General features: G+C 68.8%; 18 protein-coding genes. 9 read left to right on the top strand and 9 right to left on the bottom strand.

Annotated elements, in window-relative coordinates; genetic code table 11:
• Positions 1–74 precede the first annotated feature (74 nt).
• Positions 75–1,226: a DegT/DnrJ/EryC1/StrS family aminotransferase gene (locus PVW48_RS16135; protein ID WP_274582055.1), complete on the bottom strand. Its 1,152-nt coding sequence runs from the start codon at positions 1,224–1,226 to the stop codon at positions 75–77.
• Positions 1,227–1,517: 291 nt separating this feature from the next.
• On the opposite strand from PVW48_RS16135, the gene PVW48_RS16140 reads away from it, so the two are divergent.
• The 3 genes from PVW48_RS16140 to PVW48_RS16150 are packed head-to-tail and all read left to right on the top strand — an operon-like array spanning position 1,518 to position 3,735.
• On the top strand, positions 1,518–2,438 hold the full coding sequence (locus PVW48_RS16140; RefSeq protein ID WP_012177381.1) for a glycosyltransferase family 2 protein: 921 nt from the start codon (positions 1,518–1,520) through the stop codon (positions 2,436–2,438).
• Positions 2,438–3,085, top strand: a complete 648-nt coding sequence (locus tag PVW48_RS16145) for a WbqC family protein (RefSeq protein WP_274582056.1) — start codon at positions 2,438–2,440, stop codon at positions 3,083–3,085. The genes PVW48_RS16140 and PVW48_RS16145 overlap by 1 nt, the downstream gene beginning before the upstream one ends.
• The gene (locus tag PVW48_RS16150) at positions 3,082–3,735 is read left to right on the top strand and encodes a class I SAM-dependent methyltransferase (protein WP_274582057.1); all 654 of its coding nucleotides are present in this window, start codon (positions 3,082–3,084) and stop codon (positions 3,733–3,735) included. Before PVW48_RS16145 ends, PVW48_RS16150 begins: the two co-directional genes overlap by 4 nt.
• Before the next feature lie 52 nt (positions 3,736–3,787).
• Here the strand turns inward: PVW48_RS16150 and PVW48_RS16155 are convergent, their stop codons facing one another.
• The 7 genes from PVW48_RS16155 to PVW48_RS16185 are packed head-to-tail and all read right to left on the bottom strand — an operon-like array spanning position 3,788 to position 11,102.
• The gene (locus tag PVW48_RS16155) at positions 3,788–5,305 is read right to left on the bottom strand and encodes an AMP-binding protein (RefSeq protein WP_274582058.1); all 1,518 of its coding nucleotides are present in this window, start codon (positions 5,303–5,305) and stop codon (positions 3,788–3,790) included.
• A gap of 59 nt (positions 5,306–5,364) precedes the next feature.
• A complete protein-coding gene (locus PVW48_RS16160) occupies positions 5,365–6,678 on the bottom strand; it encodes a TRAP transporter large permease (RefSeq protein WP_274582059.1) in 1,314 nt (437 codons plus the stop codon).
• Complete coding sequence (locus tag PVW48_RS16165; RefSeq protein ID WP_274582113.1) at positions 6,679–7,185, bottom strand: TRAP transporter small permease; 507 nt, start codon at positions 7,183–7,185, stop codon at positions 6,679–6,681.
• A 43-nt stretch (positions 7,186–7,228) separates the two neighbouring features.
• Positions 7,229–8,239, bottom strand: a complete 1,011-nt coding sequence (dctP, locus tag PVW48_RS16170) for a TRAP transporter substrate-binding protein DctP (protein WP_012177375.1) — start codon at positions 8,237–8,239, stop codon at positions 7,229–7,231.
• Between the two features lie 15 nt (positions 8,240–8,254).
• Positions 8,255–8,914 carry a 3-isopropylmalate dehydratase small subunit gene (leuD, locus tag PVW48_RS16175; RefSeq protein WP_012177374.1) on the bottom strand — a complete coding sequence of 220 codons (660 nt, stop codon included), beginning with the start codon at positions 8,912–8,914 and terminating at the stop codon, positions 8,255–8,257.
• Positions 8,911–10,305, bottom strand: a complete 1,395-nt coding sequence (gene leuC, locus PVW48_RS16180) for a 3-isopropylmalate dehydratase large subunit (RefSeq protein WP_274582060.1) — start codon at positions 10,303–10,305, stop codon at positions 8,911–8,913. The genes leuD and leuC overlap by 4 nt, the downstream gene beginning before the upstream one ends.
• Positions 10,302–11,102: a GntR family transcriptional regulator gene (locus PVW48_RS16185; protein ID WP_274582061.1), complete on the bottom strand. Its 801-nt coding sequence runs from the start codon at positions 11,100–11,102 to the stop codon at positions 10,302–10,304. The genes leuC and PVW48_RS16185 overlap by 4 nt, the downstream gene beginning before the upstream one ends.
• A gap of 157 nt (positions 11,103–11,259) precedes the next feature.
• On the opposite strand from PVW48_RS16185, the gene PVW48_RS16190 reads away from it, so the two are divergent.
• Genes PVW48_RS16190 through PVW48_RS16215 form a run of 6 tightly spaced genes read left to right on the top strand, consistent with a single transcriptional unit; the run spans position 11,260 to position 18,430 of the window.
• Positions 11,260–11,835 (top strand): nuclear transport factor 2 family protein, encoded by a 576-nt coding sequence (locus PVW48_RS16190; protein WP_012177371.1) that lies wholly within the window; start codon positions 11,260–11,262, stop codon positions 11,833–11,835.
• Positions 11,832–13,529 (top strand): hydantoinase B/oxoprolinase family protein, encoded by a 1,698-nt coding sequence (locus PVW48_RS16195; protein WP_274582062.1) that lies wholly within the window; start codon positions 11,832–11,834, stop codon positions 13,527–13,529. Before PVW48_RS16190 ends, PVW48_RS16195 begins: the two co-directional genes overlap by 4 nt.
• Entirely contained in the window at positions 13,526–15,595 is a 2,070-nt protein-coding gene (locus PVW48_RS16200; RefSeq protein WP_274582063.1) for a hydantoinase/oxoprolinase family protein, read from the top strand. The genes PVW48_RS16195 and PVW48_RS16200 overlap by 4 nt, the downstream gene beginning before the upstream one ends.
• Positions 15,592–16,194: a cysteine hydrolase family protein gene (locus PVW48_RS16205; RefSeq protein WP_012177368.1), complete on the top strand. Its 603-nt coding sequence runs from the start codon at positions 15,592–15,594 to the stop codon at positions 16,192–16,194. Before PVW48_RS16200 ends, PVW48_RS16205 begins: the two co-directional genes overlap by 4 nt.
• A 47-nt stretch (positions 16,195–16,241) precedes the next feature.
• A complete protein-coding gene (locus PVW48_RS16210) occupies positions 16,242–17,069 on the top strand; it encodes an isocitrate lyase/PEP mutase family protein (protein WP_274582115.1) in 828 nt (275 codons plus the stop codon).
• Positions 17,066–18,430: an FAD-dependent oxidoreductase gene (locus PVW48_RS16215; RefSeq protein ID WP_274582064.1), complete on the top strand. Its 1,365-nt coding sequence runs from the start codon at positions 17,066–17,068 to the stop codon at positions 18,428–18,430. The genes PVW48_RS16210 and PVW48_RS16215 overlap by 4 nt, the downstream gene beginning before the upstream one ends.
• 182 nt (positions 18,431–18,612) lie before the next feature.
• Here PVW48_RS16215 and PVW48_RS16220 read toward each other — a convergent pair whose 3' ends face one another.
• Positions 18,613–19,389: an ABC transporter permease gene (locus PVW48_RS16220; RefSeq protein ID WP_274582065.1), complete on the bottom strand. Its 777-nt coding sequence runs from the start codon at positions 19,387–19,389 to the stop codon at positions 18,613–18,615.
• Positions 19,390–19,409: the final 20 nt, after the last annotated feature.

The following is a 19,409-nucleotide window of genomic DNA, read 5'->3' on the forward strand; positions in this document are numbered from 1 at the left end:
GCCGTTCGGCCGTAGGGCACATCGTTTGACGGTCTGTCGCCAGAGCGGTTCGGGAACGGCTTGAGGGCGTTGGATCACGGGAAGGTCAGGACCTGCCCGGGAACAGCCGCCTGCAACGGGTCGTGGGCCCGCGCCGGGGGCAAGGCCCGGGACAGGGTCTGCACCACGCGCGCGATGTCGCCGGGGCTGAGATCAGGTGCCATGGGCAGGCCGATCAGCCGGGCGCTGATATCTGCCGTCACCGGCAACGGGTCGGCCCGACAGCCCGCGAAATGAGACATGGCGTGCAGCCCTTCCTCGTACCAGCGCCGCCAGCCGACGCGCGAGGCCTGCAGGCCGTCGCGCAGGGCCTGTGCCTCCGCCACGGTCTCCGCCAGGAACAGCGCATAGGCCGAACTGACCGCACCGCCGACGAACAGCGTGCCTGGCAGCGCATGGGCCGCCACGGCCGCCTTGTAATCCGCGGCCACCGCCTCATAGGCGGTCAGACGCACCTCGAGCCGGTCCAGCATCGCATGACCCACGGCGGCGTGGTATTCGCTCATCTTGCCATTGAACCCCGCCATCCGGCATTCACGCGAATGGAGGAAGCCGAAATTCGTCGCCTGACAGATCAGCTCCCGACCTTCCTGATTGCGCCACAGGACCGCGCCGCCCTCCCCGGTTGAAAAGGTCTTGGTGGCATGGAAGCTGACCGCGATCGGCACCACGTCCGAAATCACCTCAGGGCTGCCCAGCACCTGCTCGAAGGCCGCCGCCCCGTCGACCACGACCGGCACGCCGAGGCGGGCCTGCACCCGCTCCAGCGCGCGCATGTCCGGCAGGCGGCCATAGGGCGCCACCGCCACGATCACACCCGCCTCCGGCGCGGCGGGGTGGGTCAGCAGAAGGTCCGGGTCGAGCGCCCAGGTCTCGGAATCGATATCGAGAAAGAAGGGCTGGTATCCGCAACGCTCTGCCGCCAGCGCGGTCGCCGCAAAGGTATAGGAGGGCAAGAGCGCCAGCGGCCTCTCCGCCGTCGCGCGGCCGCTTGTCGCCAGGATGGCCGCTTCCAGCGCCGCGGTACCCGTGGCGGTCGTGACCACCACATCCGGCGCGGAGGCCTGCGTTCCGAAACAGCGCGACAGCCGTGTCTCCAGTTCCTGAACCAGATGCCCGCGGTTGGTATACCATCGGGTCCGGTCCAGCGTCTCAAGATAGGATGCGATCTCGGACGCGCTCGGCAACAAGGGACTACAAACTTTGCGAAAATCTATCGACATGGACGATATTTATCACTTAGACCGGCCATGCGGAAACATTTTCTCAATTTGCACGGCATACCATTTGCCGGGGCGTCTCAATCCGGACACGGCCCGCTCCTGCCATCCGGCAAGAGCTTGCGCCTCGGAAAACATGCGGTCACAGCTGGACCGGACCCCGGCGCGCCCAGCGCTGCTTGAGCCATTTGGGACCTTGTGTATGATCTATCCGGGGCGACGGGGACACGCGCCGAGCGCGCCTGCAAGGGGAAACACATGAGAATTAGCGCCGTGCTGTGGTGCAAGGACGAGGTCGCGCTTTTGCCCTACGCGGTCGCACAATTGCTGCGCTCCGGGGTGTACTCGGTCTCGATCATGGATGACGGGTCCACCGATGGCACCGCGATCGCGCTCGACACCCTGCACGCCGTCCTGCCCAACGTGCATATCTGCCCAAGGGTCAAGAACCTGCAGGACGCGCTGTCCATGGACGGGCCGGTGTTCGGGCCGATCATCGCGCGGGACCGGCCCGACTGGCTGCTGGTGGGCGACCCGGACGAGTTCTGGATCCCCCGCACCGGGGACCTGCGCAGCCTGCCCGCCCTTCGGACCTGCGACGTGCTGGTGGTCGACCGGTTCAATGCTGCACTCTCCAGTGGTAAAATCGACCCGGGAATGATCGACAGCCAGGCTGCCCTGTGCAACCTGCCTCTCGTGGTGGAGCGCCGGCGCATGACCCGCGCGATCATGGCCGAGAATCCCGATCTGCGCTGGGTAGAGCATCACGACCCGCCCAAGGTGATGGTCCGTCCCGACATGGTCGCCAGCTTCGATCTGGGCATGCACGACGCCACCAGCGCCTCCGGGGCCGAGTTGCGGCGCGGCCAAGCGGGCGGCGTCCTGATCGCGCACCTGCCCTTCACCACCTTTTCCAGGTTCGAGCGCAAGATCCAGAACATCGCCAAGGTGTTCGATCGGTTCGACGCCGATCACTCGGGCGCACGGGGCTGGCACTGGCGCCGCTGGCTTGAGATCGCCGAGAACGGCGAGCTGGCCCAGGAATACGCCCGCCAGTTCTTCCCGCCCAAGACGCTGAACCAGATGCGGGCCAAAGGGCGGGTGGCCACCGCCAACGATATCTTCGCCCGCCGGATGGCCGAGGCCGCCGCCCACAAGGCGCAAGCGGCGGAAACCTGATGCGGCTGGCGGTGATGCAGCCCTATCTCTACCCCTACCCGCTTTATTTTCACCTGATCGCCTCGGTGGACCGCTTCGTGGTGTTCGACTGCGTGCAGTTCCCCCGCCGCGGCCGGGTCCACCGCGCGCCCCTGCCCGGTGGTGGCTGGCTGACCCTGCCGCTTGCGCCCCAGCCCCGGGACACGACGATCCAGGCGCTGCGCTTCGCGGATGCAGCACAGCGGCTCTGGTCCGACCGGCTTGCCGCCCTGCCCTGGCTCGGCCCGGAGCTTACCGCCCGGCTCGCCCCCCTCGGCGCGGATGTCACCGGCTACCTGGTCGACCAGCTGCGCGGGGTTTGCGCGCGGCTCGGGATCACGACGCCGCTCCTGCGCAGCTCGGCGCTCGACCTGCCTCGGGCCGCGCGCGGCACGGACCGGGTGATCGCCGCCGCCCGGACCTTGGGGGCGGATCACTACGTGAACCTGCCCGGCGGGCGCCCGCTCTATGATCCCGCCACCTTCGCCGCCGCGGGGCTGGAGCTGTCGTTTCTCGCCCCCTATGCCGGCCCGCACGCCTCCCTGCTTCATGCCCTCGCGACGCAGCCCGTCGCCGCCCTGCAGGACGAGCTGGCCCGCCTACCCGCCCCGGAAAGGGCCCTGCTTTGAGCTTGCGCAGCCCCGACGCCCTGCGGCGCTACTACGACAGCCGTCTCGCCGCCCATGGCGACACGGCCCAGGGCGCAGGCTGGCCGAACGAGGCCGATCGGCAGACGCGCTTCGCGGTCATGCGCGCCCTCGCCCCGGACGGAAGGATGGAGGATCTCTGTGATCTTGCCTGCGGCACCGGCGCCTTTCTCGACCACCTGCACGCGGCCGCGACGCCCCCGGCGCGCTATCTCGGGCTCGACATCTCCGAGACAGCCATTGCGACCGCCCGGGCCAAGCACGGGGCCGACCGCTTCGCCGTCCACGACCTGCTGGCGGACCCGGTTCCGGGGCAGTTCGACTACGTGGTCGCCAACGGGCTCTTCACCGTGAAGGACAGCCTGAGCGCGGCGGAAATGTGGGATTTCCTGCGCACCGCCACCACCGCCATGTGGGACATGACCCGGGTGGGCATGGCCTTCAACGTGATGTCGGCGGTGGTCGACTGGCAACGCGAGGACCTCTTCCATGTGGAGGCGGATGCGCTCCTGCGCTGGCTCTACGCGCTGGCCGGGCGGCGGGTGATCCTGCGGGCCGATTACGACCTCTACGAGTATACGGCCTATGTCTACCGCGCGCCCCTCGCCACCCGCCCGGGCCAAGGATTTTAAGCAAAATCCTTGGCAAAATCCTTCCTCAAGGATTTTGCGCCCGGCGGCACGCTCAGCCTTTCCTCAACCGCGCGCGCAGCTCGGTCTTGAGCACCTTGCCGTAATTGTTCTTCGGCAATTCGGGCAGCGCGATATAGGCCTTGGGCCGCTTGAACCGGGCGATCTGCGACAGGCAATGGGCATCCAGCACCCCCGGATCCATCTCCGCCCCCGGGGCCGGGACCACGAAGGCCACCACCTCCTCGCCCCATTCCGCGTGGGGCCGACCCACCACCGACACCTCCGCCACCTGCGGATGGGTCAGAAGCACCTCTTCCACCTCGCGCGGATAGACGTTCGAGCCCCCCGAGATGATCATGTGCTTGGACCGGTCCACCATGGTGACATACCCGTCCGCGTCCATCCGGCCCATGTCGCCGGTCCAGAGCCAGCCGTCCCTGATCGTCTCCGCCGTCGCCTCCGGCCGGTTCCAGTAGCCCAGCATCAGCCCCGCGCCGCGCACCGCGATCTCGCCGGTCTCGCCCGGGGGTACCGGCCGGCCCTCGGCATCGAGGATCGCGACCTCGCTGATCGTCTGCGCCACCCCGACCGAGGCCAGCCTTGCCTGCCAATCCGGGTGGCTGCGGTCCGAGACATCCGCGCGGCTGAGCGCGGTGATGCTCATGGGGTACTCCCCCTGCCCGTAAACCTGCACGAACCGGTCGCCCAGAACCTCCACCGCCTCGATGATATCGGCCAGGTACATCGGTCCGCCCGCATAGACGATCGTCTTGATCCCGTCGCCGGTATCCCCGCGCGCCTTGGCCACATCGATCATCCGCCGCACCATCGTCGGCGCGGCGAACAGGCTCACCTGGCGCATCTCGCGGGCCAGATCGAAGATCTCCGCCGGGTCGAACCCGCCGCTCTCGGGTACCACGTGGCGCGCGCCGCGCAGCACATGCATGAAGTTGTAGACCCCGGCGCCGTGGCTCATGGGCGCCGAATAGAGGATCGCGTCCTGCGCTGTCACCTCGTCCACGTCCACGAAATAGCTCAGCGTCATGGCCGTCAGCGTGGCAAAGCTCATCATCACGCCCTTGGGCTTGCCGGTCGTGCCCGAGGTATAGAACAGCCAGGCCAGATCGCCGCTGGCCCGTGCCACCGGTGCCGCCATGGGCGGGGCGGCCAGCATTTCGCCAAAGGCCGCACTGCCGGTGACCACGCAGGCGCAGTCGGGCGCAGCCTCCGCCAAGCCCTCGGCCAGGTCCGGGGTCACGAGGCACAGCGCAGCCTCCGCATCGGACAGGATCCAGGCCGCCTCCCGCGGGTGCAGCTTGGAATTGATCGGGATCGCGGCGGACCCGCACCACCAGATGCCATAGAGCACGCGCAGGTAATCGGTGCTGTTCTTCATGAACACGCCGATGCGGTCGCCCTTGCCCAGACCGCGCGCCGACAGGGCCGCGCCGATCCGGGCCGCCTGATCCGCGAACCCGGCATAATCCGTCTCCAGCCGCGTGCCGGTGTAAAGCGCCGGCGCATCCGGGCAGCGCGCCGCAGTCCTCTGAAGCCAAAGCGCAAAGTTCATCGAAAGATCCTCGTCCCCGTCTGGGTGCGCGCAGGCTAGAGCAGCCCGCGCAACACTGTCTAGCCGCCCAGCCCCGGCAGCCAGGTGGCCAGAGGCGGGAACAGGATCAAGAGCGCCACCAGCAACAGCGAGCACGCGATGAACGGGATCGCGGCGAGATAGATCTCCCGCATGGTGGTGCTGGGCGGCGCCACCCCCTTCATCACGAACAGGAGCAGCCCGAAGGGCGGGGTGGTGAAGCTGATCTCCAGCGCCAGCAGCATGATCAGCGCAAACCAGATCAGATCAAACCCGAGGCTTTGCGCCAGCGGGAAGAAGATCGGCACCGTCAGCAGCATGATCGAGATCTGCTCCATGAACATCCCCAGCACCAGCAGAACCCCGAACATCGCCAGCAGCATCCAGATCGGGTCCAGGTCGAACCCCGTGGCCCAGCCGATCAGCCCGCCGGACGCCCCGGAGAACGCCAGAAGCTGGCTGAACGTGGCCGAGCCGAACACGATCATGTAGGCCATCAGCGTCACCTTCAGCGCGCCCACCACCGAGCGCCGCAGCGCCTCCACCGTCAGGCAGCGGAACGCCGCCGCGAGGATGATCACGCCCAGCGCGCCAAAGGCCGCGGCCTCCGACGGGGTGACGATGCCGAAGATCATCAGCGACACGATCACCACCATCACCCCCACCATGGGCACCACGTCCCGCAACAGCAGCCAGAGCTTCGCGCCCAACTGCAATTCCGCCACCTCGTAGGCCGGGGCCGCACTGGGGTCGCGCCGGGTCTGGATCCAGATCGTGGCGATATAGAACCCCGCCAGCATCAGCCCCGGGATCACCCCCGCGATCAGCAACGCGCCCACATCGATCTGCGCCAGCGTCGCCAGCAGCACGGCAAGGGCCGAGGGCGGGATGATGATCGCCAGCCCCCCGGTCCCGAGGATCGGCCCGATGCTCATGTGCGACTTGTAGCCCCGCGCATTCATCTCCGGCACCATCAGGCTGCCCAGCAGCGCCGTGGACCCCATGGACGAGCCCGACAGGGTCGAAAACCCCGTCCCCCCCAGCACCGTGACATAGCTCAGCCGCCCCGGCAGCCGCCCCAGAAGCCGGTCGATGGCCGTGAACATCCGCCCCCCCAGCCCGGTATGAAAGAAGATCTCCCCCATCAGCAGGAACAACGGGATCGGCACCAGGGCATAGGTCGTCAACGCCCCCAACCCGTTGTTCAACAGCTGCACGATCCCCCGCTCGCCGCCCATGAACACCCAGGCCCCGAGGATATTCGCCGCCAGAAACGCCAGGGCCACGGGCATGCCCAACGCCATGAGCGCCACGATCGCGCCCAGCAGCAGGGCCAAAGCCTCGAACCAGTCCATCTACTCGTGTATCCCCGCCTCGCCCGAATGCAGGATCTCGCGCCCGAACACGAACCGCGCGAACTCCACCGCCATGAAGCCGAAGGCAATGGGGAAGGAAATCGTCAGCAACCAGCGCGGGTAGAAATAGGCCCGCACGTCGAAATCATTGCGCTCCAGGTTGCGCAGGCACAGCTCCACGCCCTTCCAGGCCAGCACCACGCACACCAGAACGCACAAGAGCGCCACGAACCGGCTCACCACCTGCCGCAGCCCCTCGGGCAAGGCGGCGGTGACAAGCTCGATATGCACGTGCCCTTTCTCGCGCACCAGCCACGGCGCGCCCAGCATGGTCAGATAGAGGATGCTGTACTCGGCCGAGGTGAACAGCCACGCGAAGGGCTGCATCCCCAGATTGCGCATCGCCACCGACGCGATGACCGACACCATCAACCACACCAGCCCCGCCCCGGCGAGCACCGCCATGGCTAGGATCATGAAATCATATGTCCGGCTGAGCACGCGCATCGCGGGCAAGGCGCGCCGACGATCCCGCCGGCGCGCCGCACACTCAGTCCAGCGCCGGATCGTAGTAGAGAGAGATCAGCGTGTCGTAATTGCCGTCGCCCGAAGGATGCTCCGCCATCAGGCCGCGCATCCGCTCCCAGGTCTTCTCCCGCGCCGCCGCGAGGTAGCGCTCCTTGGCCTCGCCCTCCAGGCTGACGACCTGCATGCCGCCCTCTTCGAGCGCTGCGAAATCCGCGTCCCGCTTGGCGCGCAGGGCCTCGACACTGTCCCTCTCATGCTGGATCGCCACATCCTGAAGGATGGTTTTCGCCTCGTCGCTCAGGCTCTCCCATTTCTCCAGGTTCACGATCACGCCCAGGTCGGTGGAAAAGAAATTCGGCTCGATCCGGTAGTTCAGGAACTCGTTCCATTTCAGGTCGATCAGCCCGATCTGGGTCCAGCCCGTGGCATCCACCACGCCCCGCTCCAGCGCGGCATAGACATCCGTGGTCGGCAGGTCGATCACCTGCGCGCCCAGATACTCGGTGAAGAAGGCGTTGTAGACCGCGTTGCCGCGCAGCTTGATGCCCTCCACGCTCAGATCGCCGTTCTCCTCGAATTGCGGCTCATCCTTGGTCCACAGGTTGTAGGACACCCCGCTGTCGAACCAGCCGAGGTAATAGACCCCCATCTTCTCCTGGTGGATCTGGTTCATCAGGTCGGTGCCGCCATTCTCGCGCGCCTCGACCGCCGTCAGGTTGGACGCCACCATGGCGTCCTTCTCGGGCACCGTGCCGCCGTAGAACGAGCCCGGCGTATAGACCATGTCCACGATCCCGTCGCGCACCGCGTCGGGCTGCTGGAACATGCCGATCGCCTCGGGCCCGCCGCGCACCTCGATCTGCACCACGCCCTCGCCCGCGGCATTCACCTTGTCCACGAACTCCAGGAAGCTCTGGGTATAGATCAGGGTCGTGGGGAAGGCGTGGACCGCCGTCAGCGTCTCGGTCGCCTGCGCCGCCCCGCCAAGGCCGAGGCCTGCGGCCAGCGCGCCGCTCAGTACGTAGTGTTTCATTCTGGTTTCTCCCTTTTATGCGGACCGCTCCGGGCGGCCCCTCCCTGTGGTCTTTTCTGTCATGTCCAGCGCCGCCCAGGGCCGCGCCGCGGCATCGGCTGCCCGAAACGCCGCAATCTCCGCCCCGTAGGCGCGGGTCAGGTCGATATCGTCCAGACCCTCGATCAGCTTGCGTCGCCACACGGGGTCGAGGGTGAAGCCCACGGTCCCCAGCGGCCCGCGCAGCGCGCAAGCCTCCAGATCCACGGTCATCTGCCGCGCCCCGCGTTCCAGCCCGCGCAGCAGGGCCGCGCCATCCTCGGGCCGCACCTGCACCGGGCAAAGCCCGTTATTCACCGCGTTGGCCGCGAAAATGTCCCCGAAGCTCGGCGCGACCACTGCCCGGATACCAAAATCCATCAGGGCATAGACCGCCGCCTCCCGCGACGAGCCGGACCCGAAATTCCGCCCCGTCACCAGGATCGTGGCACCCGCATTCTCGACCCGGTTCAGGGCGAACTCGGGCCGCGGCACACAGCCATCGCAAAAGCGCAGATCATGCAGCAGGTATCGCCCGTACCCTTCGGCCCGCGGCGTGGACATGAACCGCGCCGGGATCAGTTGGTCGGTATCGACGGCCTCCATCGGCAGGGCCGCCGCGCGCCCGGTGTGCCGGGTCCAGCCGCGCGCGCTCATGCCACCGCCCGCCCGGCCAGAAGGGGCCGCACATCAGTGATCTCGCCGGTGACGGCGGCGGCGGCGACCATGGCGGGCGACATCAGATGCGTCCGCGCCCCCGGCCCCTGCCGCCCCCGGAAATTCCGGTTGGTCGAGGACGCACAGCGTTTGCCCGGCGCCACGAGGTCCCCATTCATGCCCACGCACATGGCACAGCCCGCCTCGGTCCATTCCAGCCCTGCGGCAATGAAGATCTCCGCCAGACCCTCCTGCTCCGCCTGCGCCTTGATCCGCGCGGACCCGGGGGTGACCTGCCCGGGCACCCGTGCGCGCCGCCCGGCCAGCACGGCGGCCGCGGCGCGCAGATCCTCGATCCGGCCATTGGTGCAGGAGCCGATGAACACCTGGTCCACGGGCGTGCCCGCAATCGGCGCGCCGGCCCGTAACCCCATATAAGTTAACGCAGAATTAACCTCGGAACCTTCCCCGCGGGGAAGGTTTTCGGTCACCGGAATGGCCTGGTCAGGCCGCGTGCCCCAGGTCACGACCGGCGCAATCGCCGCACAATCGAGGGTTTCTTCCCGGTCGAACACGGCGTCCTCGTCGCTGCGCAGGGCGGCCCAGTCTTCCACCGCGCGGTCCCAATCGGCCCCGTCGGGCGCATGGGGCCTTCCCCGCAGGTAAGCAAACGTTGTCTCGTCCGGCGCGATCAGGCCCAGCTTCGCTCCGCCTTCGATCGACAGGTTGCAGAGCGTCATCCGCCCCTCCATCGACAGGCGCCGCACCGCCTCGCCGGTGTATTCGATGGCATGGCCGCGCGCGCCGTCCGCGCCCAGGGCCGCGATCCAGGCCAGTGCCATGTCCTTGGCGCCCACCCCCGGCCCGAGCCGCCCGTCAAACCGCAGGCGCAAGGTCTTCGGCCGGGTCTGCCAGATCGTCTGGGTCGCCAGCACATGGGCCACCTCGGTCGCCCCGATCCCGAAGGCCAGCGCCCCGAACGCCCCATGGGTCGAGGTATGGCTGTCGCCGCAATTGATCGTCAGCCCCGGCAAGGTCAGCCCCTGCTCCGGTCCGATCACATGGACGATCCCCTGATCGCGGTCGAAAAGATCGAAAAGCCGAATTTGGTGAACTTCCGCGTTCTCGCGCAGCCGGGCGATCATCGCCCGGATCTCCGGCGTCGCCCCCTCCGCCGCCCGATCCCGGGTCGGCGCGTAGTGATCCATCACCGCAAAGGTCTGCGCCGGGGCGGCCACGGACAGGCCCCGCTCGGCCAGCTTGGCAAAGGCATGGTGCGACCCCTCGTGCAGCAGGTGCCGGTCCACCCACAGAAGCGACGCGGCATCTTCCCGGCGGGTAACCTCATGGGCCGTCCAGAGCTTTTCCAGAAGGGTCCGCGGCGTGCTCATGGGTCGGTCTCCGGCGGCGCGCCAATCACCGGCTGCCAATGGCGATCCTCCCCCGCGCCGACCCGGCTCAGGGTCATGTCCAACCGGTAAAGGTCCGGCCGGTAAAGCGCCGAGAGGTACTCCACCCACTGCCCCTGATCATCGGTCACGATCCGGGTCAGCGCCGTCAGGGCCGACCCGACGCTCACATCGAGCGCCGCGGCCACCTCCGGCGTGGCCAAGGTCGCGGTCACGGACTGGCGCGCGGACGCGATCCGCACCCCGCTGCGCTCCAGCAGGCGAAAGAGCGGCGTTGTCGCGAGATCCGCCTCGGAATAGTTCGTCGCGATCTCGGCGGGCACATGGGTCGTCAGGTGCGAGAACGGCACCCCGCGCAGCAGGCGCACGCGGACCGCGGTCTGCACCGTGACCGCCTCCGCCAGCCCCAGCGCCCGGACCACCGCCGCCGGCGCGGCCCCATAGGAGAAGGCCAGCAGCCGCGCCTCGGTGCGCTGGCCCATCTCCACCAGCTGCGGCATGAGCGAGGCGAGGTTGCCCGCCAGCGGCGTGTCCTGGGCGGCCTCGCGCACGGTGCTGCCCGCGCCCGCGCGCTTGTCGATCAACCCGTCATCGGCCAGGGCCTCCAGCGCGCGGCGGATCGTGACCCGGCTGACACCGTACTGGGCGGCCATCTTCTGCTCGCCCGGCAGGGTATCGCCCGGGCGCAACGCGCCACGGCTGAGCATGTCCCGCAGCTGCAGGTAGACCCGCCGGGCCTTGCCGCCTTCGGGCAGATGGGTGCCGCTGCCACCGTCCACTGAAACCCCTCCTTCTCCACGGTGAAGATTAGCCCGGTCCGCGCAAAGCGCAAGAAATGGCACGACACAGACTACACTTTTGCGGTTTTTGAGATACCATGACCTGTATTGCAAAGCAGACAGGTCACGATCTGCAAGAGGGGGAGGGACGACGCATATGCCGGTTATCGAGGTACATCTGATCGCGGGATACGGGGACGAGGTGAAGACCCGGCTGGGCAAGGCCCTGACCGATGGCGCACGGCTGGTCATCCCGGCCGACCCCGACGGGATCACCGTGCTGACCCATGAGGTCGCGGCCTCTGGCTACATGCGCGGCGGGCAGAACCGCTTCCCCGCGCCGCCCCTGCCCGACCCGGCCGAGACCGTGCAGGCGTACCTCGCGGCGATGGAGGCGCGCGATCTCGACACCGCCGCGGGGTATCTGGGCGCGGAGTTCGAGATGATCTTTCCGGGCGGGGTCCGCATGACCGATCTCGACGCGCTCGTGGCCTGGTCCGCCGAGCGTTACAAGCGGGTCACCAAGACCTTCGAGGGCATCGACACCGCCCCGTCCGAGACCGGCGCGGTGGTCCATTGCCACGGCACCCTGTCGGGCCTCTGGCCGGACGACACGCCGTTCGAGGGCATCCGCTTCATCGACCGGTTCGAGTTGACCGACAGCAAGATCACCCGCCAGGAGGTCTGGAACGACATGGCCGCCGCGATGCAGGCCCGGAAAGACCCTGCATGACCACGCCCGAGATCGACCCGATCACCCTGGCCGTGCTCGCCGGGCGGATGGAGCAGATCGCCGACGAGATGGACGCGACGCTCTTCCGCGCGGCGTTCAACCCGATCATCGCAGAGGCGCATGATGCCTCCCACGGGCTTTACCATGCGGAAACCGGCGACACGCTGGTGCAGGGCAAGTCCGGCCTGCCGATCTTCGTGGGTGTGATGGCCTTTGCGGTGAAGGCGGTGATCGACAAGGCCGCGCGCGACGGCGACCTGGCCGAGGGCGATGTCTATATCTTCAACGACGCCCATATCGGCGGCACCCACCTGAGCGACATGCGGCTGGTGCGGCCGTTCTTCCGGGATGGCAAGCTGGTCTGCTACCTCGCTTCGGTCGGCCATTGGCACGATGTGGGCGGGGCGGTGCCGGGCAACTACAACCCCGCGGCCACGGAGGTCTTCCAGGAGGCCTTCGTCCTGCCGCCGGTGAAACTGGTGCGCGCGGGTGTGCTGCAACAGGACATCGTCGATATCCTGCTGCGCAACACCCGCCTGCCCGCCTCGGCCCAGGGCGATCTGAACGGGCAGTTGAGCGCACTGGATCTGGGCGCAAAACGGCTCGACGCCCTGCTGAACGACTATGGCACGGACACCGTGCAGGCGGCCCTGACCGCCCTGACCGACCGGGCCGAGACCCTGATGCGGGCCGAGATCGAAGCCCTGCCCGATGGGCGGTGGGAGGCGGAGGATTTCCTCGACAATGACGGGATCGACCCGGAGGCGCTGCCGATCCGGGTCGCGCTGGAGGTCATGGGCGACCGGCTGACCCTCGATTTCACCGGCACGGCGGGCGCGGTGAAGGGGCCGGTCAACATCGCCCTGTCCACGGCGATTGCGACGGCCTACGTGGCGATCAAGCACATCTTTCCGAACCTGCCCGCCAATGCCGGGGTGATGCACCCGATCACGGTGACGGTGCCCGAGGGATCGCTGCTGGCCGCAGAGTTTCCGCGGCCCACGGGGGGCTATACCGAGACCATCCTGCGCATGATCGACGTGATCTTTTCCGCCGCCGCCCAGGCCGCGCCAGAGCGGGTGGTTGCCAATGCCTATGGCACGATCAACGCGCTGTCGATTGCCGGGACGCGGGCCAACGGGGCGCGCTGGGTGATGTTTTCCTTCTACGGCGGCGGGCATGGTGGCAGCCTCGAGAGCAACGGGCTGAACCACGGCAATGCACCGATTTCCACCGCCACGATCCCTCCTGCGGAGATCCTGGAGGCGGCCTATCCCGTGATGTTCCGGCAATGGGCGCTGCGCCCCGACAGCGCGGGCGCGGGGGCGCAACGTGGGGGCCTCGGCGCGGTTTACGAGATCGAGTTGCTGGAGGAGGAGGCCGAGGCGTTCCTGTTTGGCGAGCGCGGGCGGTTCGCGCCGCAAGGGGTCGCGGGCGGCGGGGCGGCGGCGCTCAATGTGTTCGCCCATGAGACCGACGCAGGCTGGCAAACCCCGGCGCTGGCCTCGAAAGCCGTGGGCATGAAGCTGCGGCGCGGGCAGCGGGTCCGGTTGGAGACGCCGGGCGGCGGGGGCTACGGCCCGGCGGCGGCGCGCGCGCCGGAACGTGTCGCGCGGGACGTGGCGCTTGGCTATCTGAGCCCCGAGGTGGCGACCGAAACCTACGGTCCCGCCTGGCAGGAGCTGCCGGTATGAGCGTTCTGGTGGGCGTGGACGTGGGGGGCACCTTCACCGATGTGTTCGTTCTCGACGAGGCGGCGGGCACCGCGCGGGTGGCCAAGGTGCCGACCTCGCGGCCCGACCAGTCGGGCGGGTTCCTCGACGGGATCGGCGTGCATGTGGCGGATTTCGGCGCCCTGGGCGCGGTGGTCCATGGCACGACTGCCGGGACCAATGCCCTGCTGGAGCGCAAGGGCGCGAAGGTGGGCGTGATCACCACGCAAGGGTTCCGCGACGTGTTGGAGATGCGGCGCCGGGACCGGCGGCAGACCTGGGGGCTGCGGGGCGATTTCACGCCCGTGGTGCCCCGCGACCTGCGCCTGGAGGTGCCCGAGCGGGTGCTGGCCGATGGCACGGTGCACACGCCCGTGGATCTGGACGCGGTGCGGGCGGCGGCGTTGGAGTTGCGCGAAGCAGGCTGCGATGCCATCGCGGTGCTGTTCGTCAACAGCTATGCCAACCCGGCCAACGAGGCGGCGGCGCTGGAGGCGGTGCGCGCCCTCTGGCCCACGCCCCATGTCAGCGGCTCGGCCGAGATCCTGCCGGAATTGCGGGAGTTCGAGCGGTTCTCGACCACCGCTTTGAACGCGTACCTGCAGCCGGAAGTGGCGGGGTATCTCGACCGGCTGGGCGGGGCGTTGGGGCGCGGCGGCTTTGGCGGCGAGTTCCTGATCGTGCAGTCCAATGGCGGAGTGATGAGCGTCGAGACGGCGTGTGCCCGGCCCGTGCGCACGGCGCTGTCGGGGCCCGCGGCGGGGGTGACGGCGGCGGCCTATATCGCTGAAAGCGCCGGGTTTCCGGACGTGATCACGGGCGACATGGGCGGGACGAGCTTCGACGTGGCGCTGGTCACCGACGGCACTCCGGCGCTGAGCCCGCAGACGGCGATCGATTTCGGCATGGTCGTGCGCACCCCGATGATCGAGATCGCGACCATCGGCGCGGGCGGTGGCTCCATCGCCTGGGTCGACAAGGGCGGGCTGTTGCAGATCGGGCCGGAGAGCGCGGGCTCGACCCCCGGCCCGGTGGCTTACGGGCAAGGCAACACGCGGCCCACGGTGACGGACGCCAACGTGGTGTTGGGGCGGATCGACCCGGATAATCCCATCGGCGGCGCGCTGGACCGGCTGGACGTGGCGGCGGCGCGATCGGCCATCGCGGCCCATGTGGGCGCTCCGCTGGGTCTCGACCCGTTGGCGGCGGCCGAAGCGATCCTGACCGTGGCGAATGCGCGGATGGCGGGGGCGATCCGGCTGGTGAGCATCGAGCGCGGGCATGACCCCAAGGATTTCGCCTTCATGCCGTTCGGCGGGGGCGGCGCGCTCCATGCCGGGGCGCTGCTGCGCGAGGTGGGGCTGGGGCGCGCGATCATCCCGCGCTATCCGGGCGTGACCTCGGCCATGGGCTGCGTGATCGCGGATATGCGGCAGGATTTCGTGCAGACCGTGGGCGGGATGCTGGGGCCGGAGACACCGGGGGTGCTGGCGCCGCTGCTGGAGGCCCATGTGGCCGACGGGATGGCGACCCTCGACGCCGCGCGGAGCCGGTTCGCCCGGCGCGAGGTGGAGGTCAGCCTCGACATGGCCTATCTCGGCCAGACGCATACGGTGGCGGTGCCGATCCCGGTGCGCCATGGTGCGGACGGTGTGGAGCCGCCCACGGTCGACGAGATCGCCGCGGCCTTCGATGCGGCCTATGGCGCGGCCTTCGGACGGCTCTTGCCCGGGGGCGTGCGGCGGGTGCTGAACTTGCGGACCTCGGTGATCGGGCGGCGACCCAAGTTCGACCTCGCCTCCCTCGCCCCGACGAACGCGGCCCCCGCGACCCCGCGCGCCACCCGACCCGTGCATTTCGGCGACCGCTGGCACGAGACGGCCCTTTACGCCCGCCTCGCCCTGCCCGTGGGCACGGTGATCCGGGGCCCGGCCATCCTGGAGCAACCCGACACCACGATCCTGATCGAGCCCGGCCAGACGGGCACGGTGGACAGGTTCGGCAATCTCATCCTGACCTTCTCGCAGCCTGCGGAGCCCGCCCCATGAGCGCCCCCCTCGACCCCAAACGCACCGCCCTGCTGACCATCGATCTGCAGAACGACTTCCTTCACCCAGAGGGCGCCTACGGGCGCGCGGGCCAGACCGCGCCGCACCTGGTGGCCCTGCCCGACCGGATCGCCCCCCTGCGCGACCGGCTGCGCGAAAAGGGCGGAACCTTCATCTCGGCCCAGTTCACCCTGGTGCCCGACCGGGACGGAAATCCGCTGATCGCCGAGCATCTGCAACGCCTGCGCCCCTTCCTCGGGCGCGGGGATTTCCGCCCCGGTGGCTGGGGGCACGGCCTTGTGGACACGCTCGCGCCTGCGGATTTCACCATCGAGAAGGTCGCCTATTCCGCCTTCTACCAGACCCGTCTGGAATACATCCTGCGCGCGCTGGAGATCGATACGCTGATCATCGGCGGGATCGTGACCAATGGCGGCGTCGCCTCCACCGTGCGAGACGCCCATCTGCGCAACATCCATACCGTCCTGCTCGGCGATGGCAGCGGCGCCTTCGACCCGGCGGTGCACGACGCCACCCTGACCTCCCTCGGTACGGTCACCGAGATCCGCAGCTGCGCCGAGGCGGAGGCGATGCTGTGAGCGGCCCGGCCACCCCGAGCTGGGATTTCACCCGCCCCGGCATCGTGATGGCGCCCGGGGTCTATGACGCCCTGACCGCCTCGCTGGCCGAGGCCGCGGGGTTCCCCGCGCTCTACCTGTCGGGCGCGGCGGTCTCCTACACACGGCTCGGGCGGCCCGATATCGGCCTGACCTCGGTGACCGAGATGACCGAGACCCTGTCGCTGATCCGCGACCGGGTCAGCACGCCGATCATCATCGATGCGGACACGGGCTTCGGCAATGCGCTCAATGCCCAGCGCACCATGCGGCTCTATGAGCGCGCCGGGGCCAATGCGCTCCAGATCGAGGATCAGGCCTACCCCAAGCGCTGCGGGCATCTGGCCGACAAGACGCTGATCCCGGCGCAGGAAATGGCCGGCAAGATCCGCGCCATGGCCGATGCCCGCCACGTGGCGCAAACCCTGATCATCGCGCGCACCGACGCGGTGGCGGTGGAGGGGTTCGAGGCCGCGCAGGAGCGGGCCGAGACCTACCTGGAGGCCGGGGCCGACATCCTGTTCATCGAGGCCCCGCAATCGGAAGCGCAACTGACCGCCATCGCCGAACGGTTCCGGGGTCGGGTACCCCTGCTTGCCAACATGGTGGAGGGCGGCGAGACCCCGATGAAATCCGCCCGGGAACTCGAAGCGCTGGGATATGCGCTGGTCATCTTTCCCGGCGGGATCGTCCGGGCCCTCGCCCGCACGGCGGAAGCCTACTATCTGAGCCTGTCGGAGACCGGATCGAACGCGGCCTTCCGCGACCGGATGTTCGACTTCCAGGACCTGAACGCGCGGCTGGGCACGGCGGAGATGCTGGCGCGCGGAAAGGCCTATGAAGGACCGGGCACATGACCGTGACGGCCCCGCCCGAGGACGGGTTTTCGGTCACGGTGGACACGGTGATCGTGGGCGGCGGCGCGGCGGGCATGACCGCGGCCCTCGCCTGCCAGGAGGCCCGGCGCGCCTGCGTGATCCTGGAGCGGGACGCTGTGCAGACCGGGTCGACCGCGCTCTCGGCCGGGCTGATCCCGGCGGCGGGGAGCGCCCTGCAGGCCGAGGCGGGGATCGACGACAGCGCAGAGCGTTTTGCCGCCGATATCCAGCGCAAGGCCGGGGGTGAGGCCGATCCGGAGGTGGTCGCGGCCCTGACCGCAGCCTCGGGTCCGACGCTCGACTGGCTGGCCGGGACCCACGGGATGCCGTTCTCGGTGGTGTCGGATTTCGACTACCCGGGCCATTCGCGCCGCCGGATGCACGGTCTGCCCAGCCGGGCGGGGCGGGAACTGGTGGACCGGTTGCGCAACACCTGCACCGCGCGCGGCATCGACATCCTGACCGGCGCCCATGTCACCACGCTCTTTGCCGATGCTGCGGGCCGGGTGCAGGGTGTCGGCTACGCGCGTCCCGATGGCGGGCTGGAAACCGTGGGCTGCGACCGGCTGATCCTGGCCTGCAACGGGTTCGGCGGCAATCCCGAGATGGTGGCCGCATACACGCCCGAGATCCGCGACGCGCTTTATTTCGGCCATGCGGGCAATACCGGCGACGCGATTCGCTGGGGGGAGGCGCTGGGCGCGCGGATGCGCCATCTGGGCGCCTATCAGGGCCATGGCAACGTCGCGCATCCCCATGGGGTCCTCGTGACCTGGGCGGTGCTTTCGGAGGGCGGCATCCAGGTCAACCGTGACGGCCGCCGGTTCTGGAACGAGCTGCAGGGCTATTCCGAGGCCGCGCGCACCGTGATCGCCCAGCCAGGGGGCGAGGCCTATGCCATCTTCGACAGCCGCATTGCCAGCATCGCGCGCCAGTTCGAGGATTTTCGCGCCGCCGAGGCCGCGGGCGCGATCGTGACCGCGGACACGCCCGAAGCATTGGCCGCGCGGCTCGATCTGCCCGGGGGCGCGCTGGTGGAGACGATGGTGGAGATCGAAGGCACGACGACCTGCAACTTCGGGCGGGTGTTCGACCCGACCAAACGGCTGCGCCCGCCCTATCACGGGGTGCGGGTGACCGGCGCGCTGTTTCACACCCAGGGCGGGCTCGACGTGACCGGCACGGGCCGTGTCAGGCGGGCGTCCGGCGGGCTGCTGCCGAACCTCTATGCGGTGGGCGGGGCCGCCTGCGGCGTGTCGGGGTCGGGCGATGACGGGTATCTGTCGGGCAACGGGCTGCTGAGTGCGGTGGTGCTGGGTCGGCTGGCCGGGGCGGCCTGAGCGCGCCCGGCGGTGCGCCTGTTCGACATTACCCAGCGCAAGACCACCCCACCTTTCCCCGACGCCCGCAATTCTCAAGTCTTCAAATATCCGCGCCGCAGGCAGGCCGGACCGCAGGTCCGGCCCCCGGCGATGGCCGCAGGCCAGCGCAAAACCTCGTGTCCGGGGGCACCAACGGAAACTCAGGCCGGGGTCTGCACCCGCCGCCACTTGCGCGCCCGCGCCTCCCAGGGTTGGACCAGCGCGTATTCCAGCGCCAGCATCACCGCCACGAAACTCAGGGCATAGGCCAGCACGTAGCCAGTCTCGAAGAGCTGGAAATAGAGGTGGATCTGGAAGCCCACCCCGTTGGACCGGCCGAGGAATTCCACCACCAGCACGATCTTCCAGATGACCGCCAGCCCGTTGCGCACGGCGGTGGAGATGAAGGGCGCGAGCTGCGGGATCAGCACGTGGCGCAGGCGTTTCCAGGCCGAAAACCGATAGACCCGCGCCATTTCCGCCACGTCCGGGTCGAGCGAGCGGACCCCTTCGCGCATGATCACGATCACCATGGCGGTCTTGTTCAGCGCCACCGCCACGATCGCCGCGGTCTCGTTCAGCCCGATCCACAGGTAGCACAGCACGATCACCACCAGCGCGGGCAGGTTCAGGAAGAACACCACCCAGGGGTCGAGCCATCGGTCCAGCGCGGGCATCTTGCCCAGCACCACGCCAATCACGCTGCCGATGCCCATGGCGAGGAAAAACGCGGCCGCGACCCGTTTCAGGGTCTGGGTGATGTGGAACACCAGCTCGCCGGAGCGCCACTCGCCCACCAGGATCGCCCAGACTTCCGCCGGGGGGGGCAGGACCGAGGAATCCGCCAGCCCCAACGCCGCGAGTTGCCAGGCGATGCCCAGCATCACCAGCGAGATCAGGGTCGTGCGCGTCTTCTCCGTCTTGGCCTTGATGTCCATGGGCGCAGTCTGGCACCTCG

It is taken from the genome of Dinoroseobacter sp. PD6 (assembly GCF_028807315.1).
Classification (GTDB): Bacteria; Pseudomonadota; Alphaproteobacteria; order Rhodobacterales; family Rhodobacteraceae; genus Dinoroseobacter; species Dinoroseobacter shibae.

Coding starts and splice junctions, on each gene's coding strand:
- PVW48_RS16140 (WP_012177381.1), top strand. CDS start 1,518: ATGAGAATTAGCGCCGTGCTGTGGTGCAAGGACGAGGTCGCGCTTTTG.
- PVW48_RS16145 (WP_274582056.1), top strand. CDS start 2,438: ATGCGGCTGGCGGTGATGCAGCCCTATCTCTACCCCTACCCGCTTTAT.
- PVW48_RS16155 (WP_274582058.1), bottom strand. CDS start 5,305: ATGAACTTTGCGCTTTGGCTTCAGAGGACTGCGGCGCGCTGCCCGGAT.
- PVW48_RS16160 (WP_274582059.1), bottom strand. CDS start 6,678: ATGGACTGGTTCGAGGCTTTGGCCCTGCTGCTGGGCGCGATCGTGGCG.
- PVW48_RS16165 (WP_274582113.1), bottom strand. CDS start 7,185: ATGCGCGTGCTCAGCCGGACATATGATTTCATGATCCTAGCCATGGCG.
- dctP (WP_012177375.1), bottom strand. CDS start 8,239: ATGAAACACTACGTACTGAGCGGCGCGCTGGCCGCAGGCCTCGGCCTT.
- leuD (WP_012177374.1), bottom strand. CDS start 8,914: ATGAGCGCGCGCGGCTGGACCCGGCACACCGGGCGCGCGGCGGCCCTG.
- leuC (WP_274582060.1), bottom strand. CDS start 10,305: ATGAGCACGCCGCGGACCCTTCTGGAAAAGCTCTGGACGGCCCATGAG.
- PVW48_RS16190 (WP_012177371.1), top strand. CDS start 11,260: ATGCCGGTTATCGAGGTACATCTGATCGCGGGATACGGGGACGAGGTG.
- PVW48_RS16195 (WP_274582062.1), top strand. CDS start 11,832: ATGACCACGCCCGAGATCGACCCGATCACCCTGGCCGTGCTCGCCGGG.
- PVW48_RS16200 (WP_274582063.1), top strand. CDS start 13,526: ATGAGCGTTCTGGTGGGCGTGGACGTGGGGGGCACCTTCACCGATGTG.
- PVW48_RS16205 (WP_012177368.1), top strand. CDS start 15,592: ATGAGCGCCCCCCTCGACCCCAAACGCACCGCCCTGCTGACCATCGAT.
- PVW48_RS16210 (WP_274582115.1), top strand. CDS start 16,242: ATGGCGCCCGGGGTCTATGACGCCCTGACCGCCTCGCTGGCCGAGGCC.
- PVW48_RS16215 (WP_274582064.1), top strand. CDS start 17,066: ATGACCGTGACGGCCCCGCCCGAGGACGGGTTTTCGGTCACGGTGGAC.
- PVW48_RS16220 (WP_274582065.1), bottom strand. CDS start 19,389: ATGGACATCAAGGCCAAGACGGAGAAGACGCGCACGACCCTGATCTCG.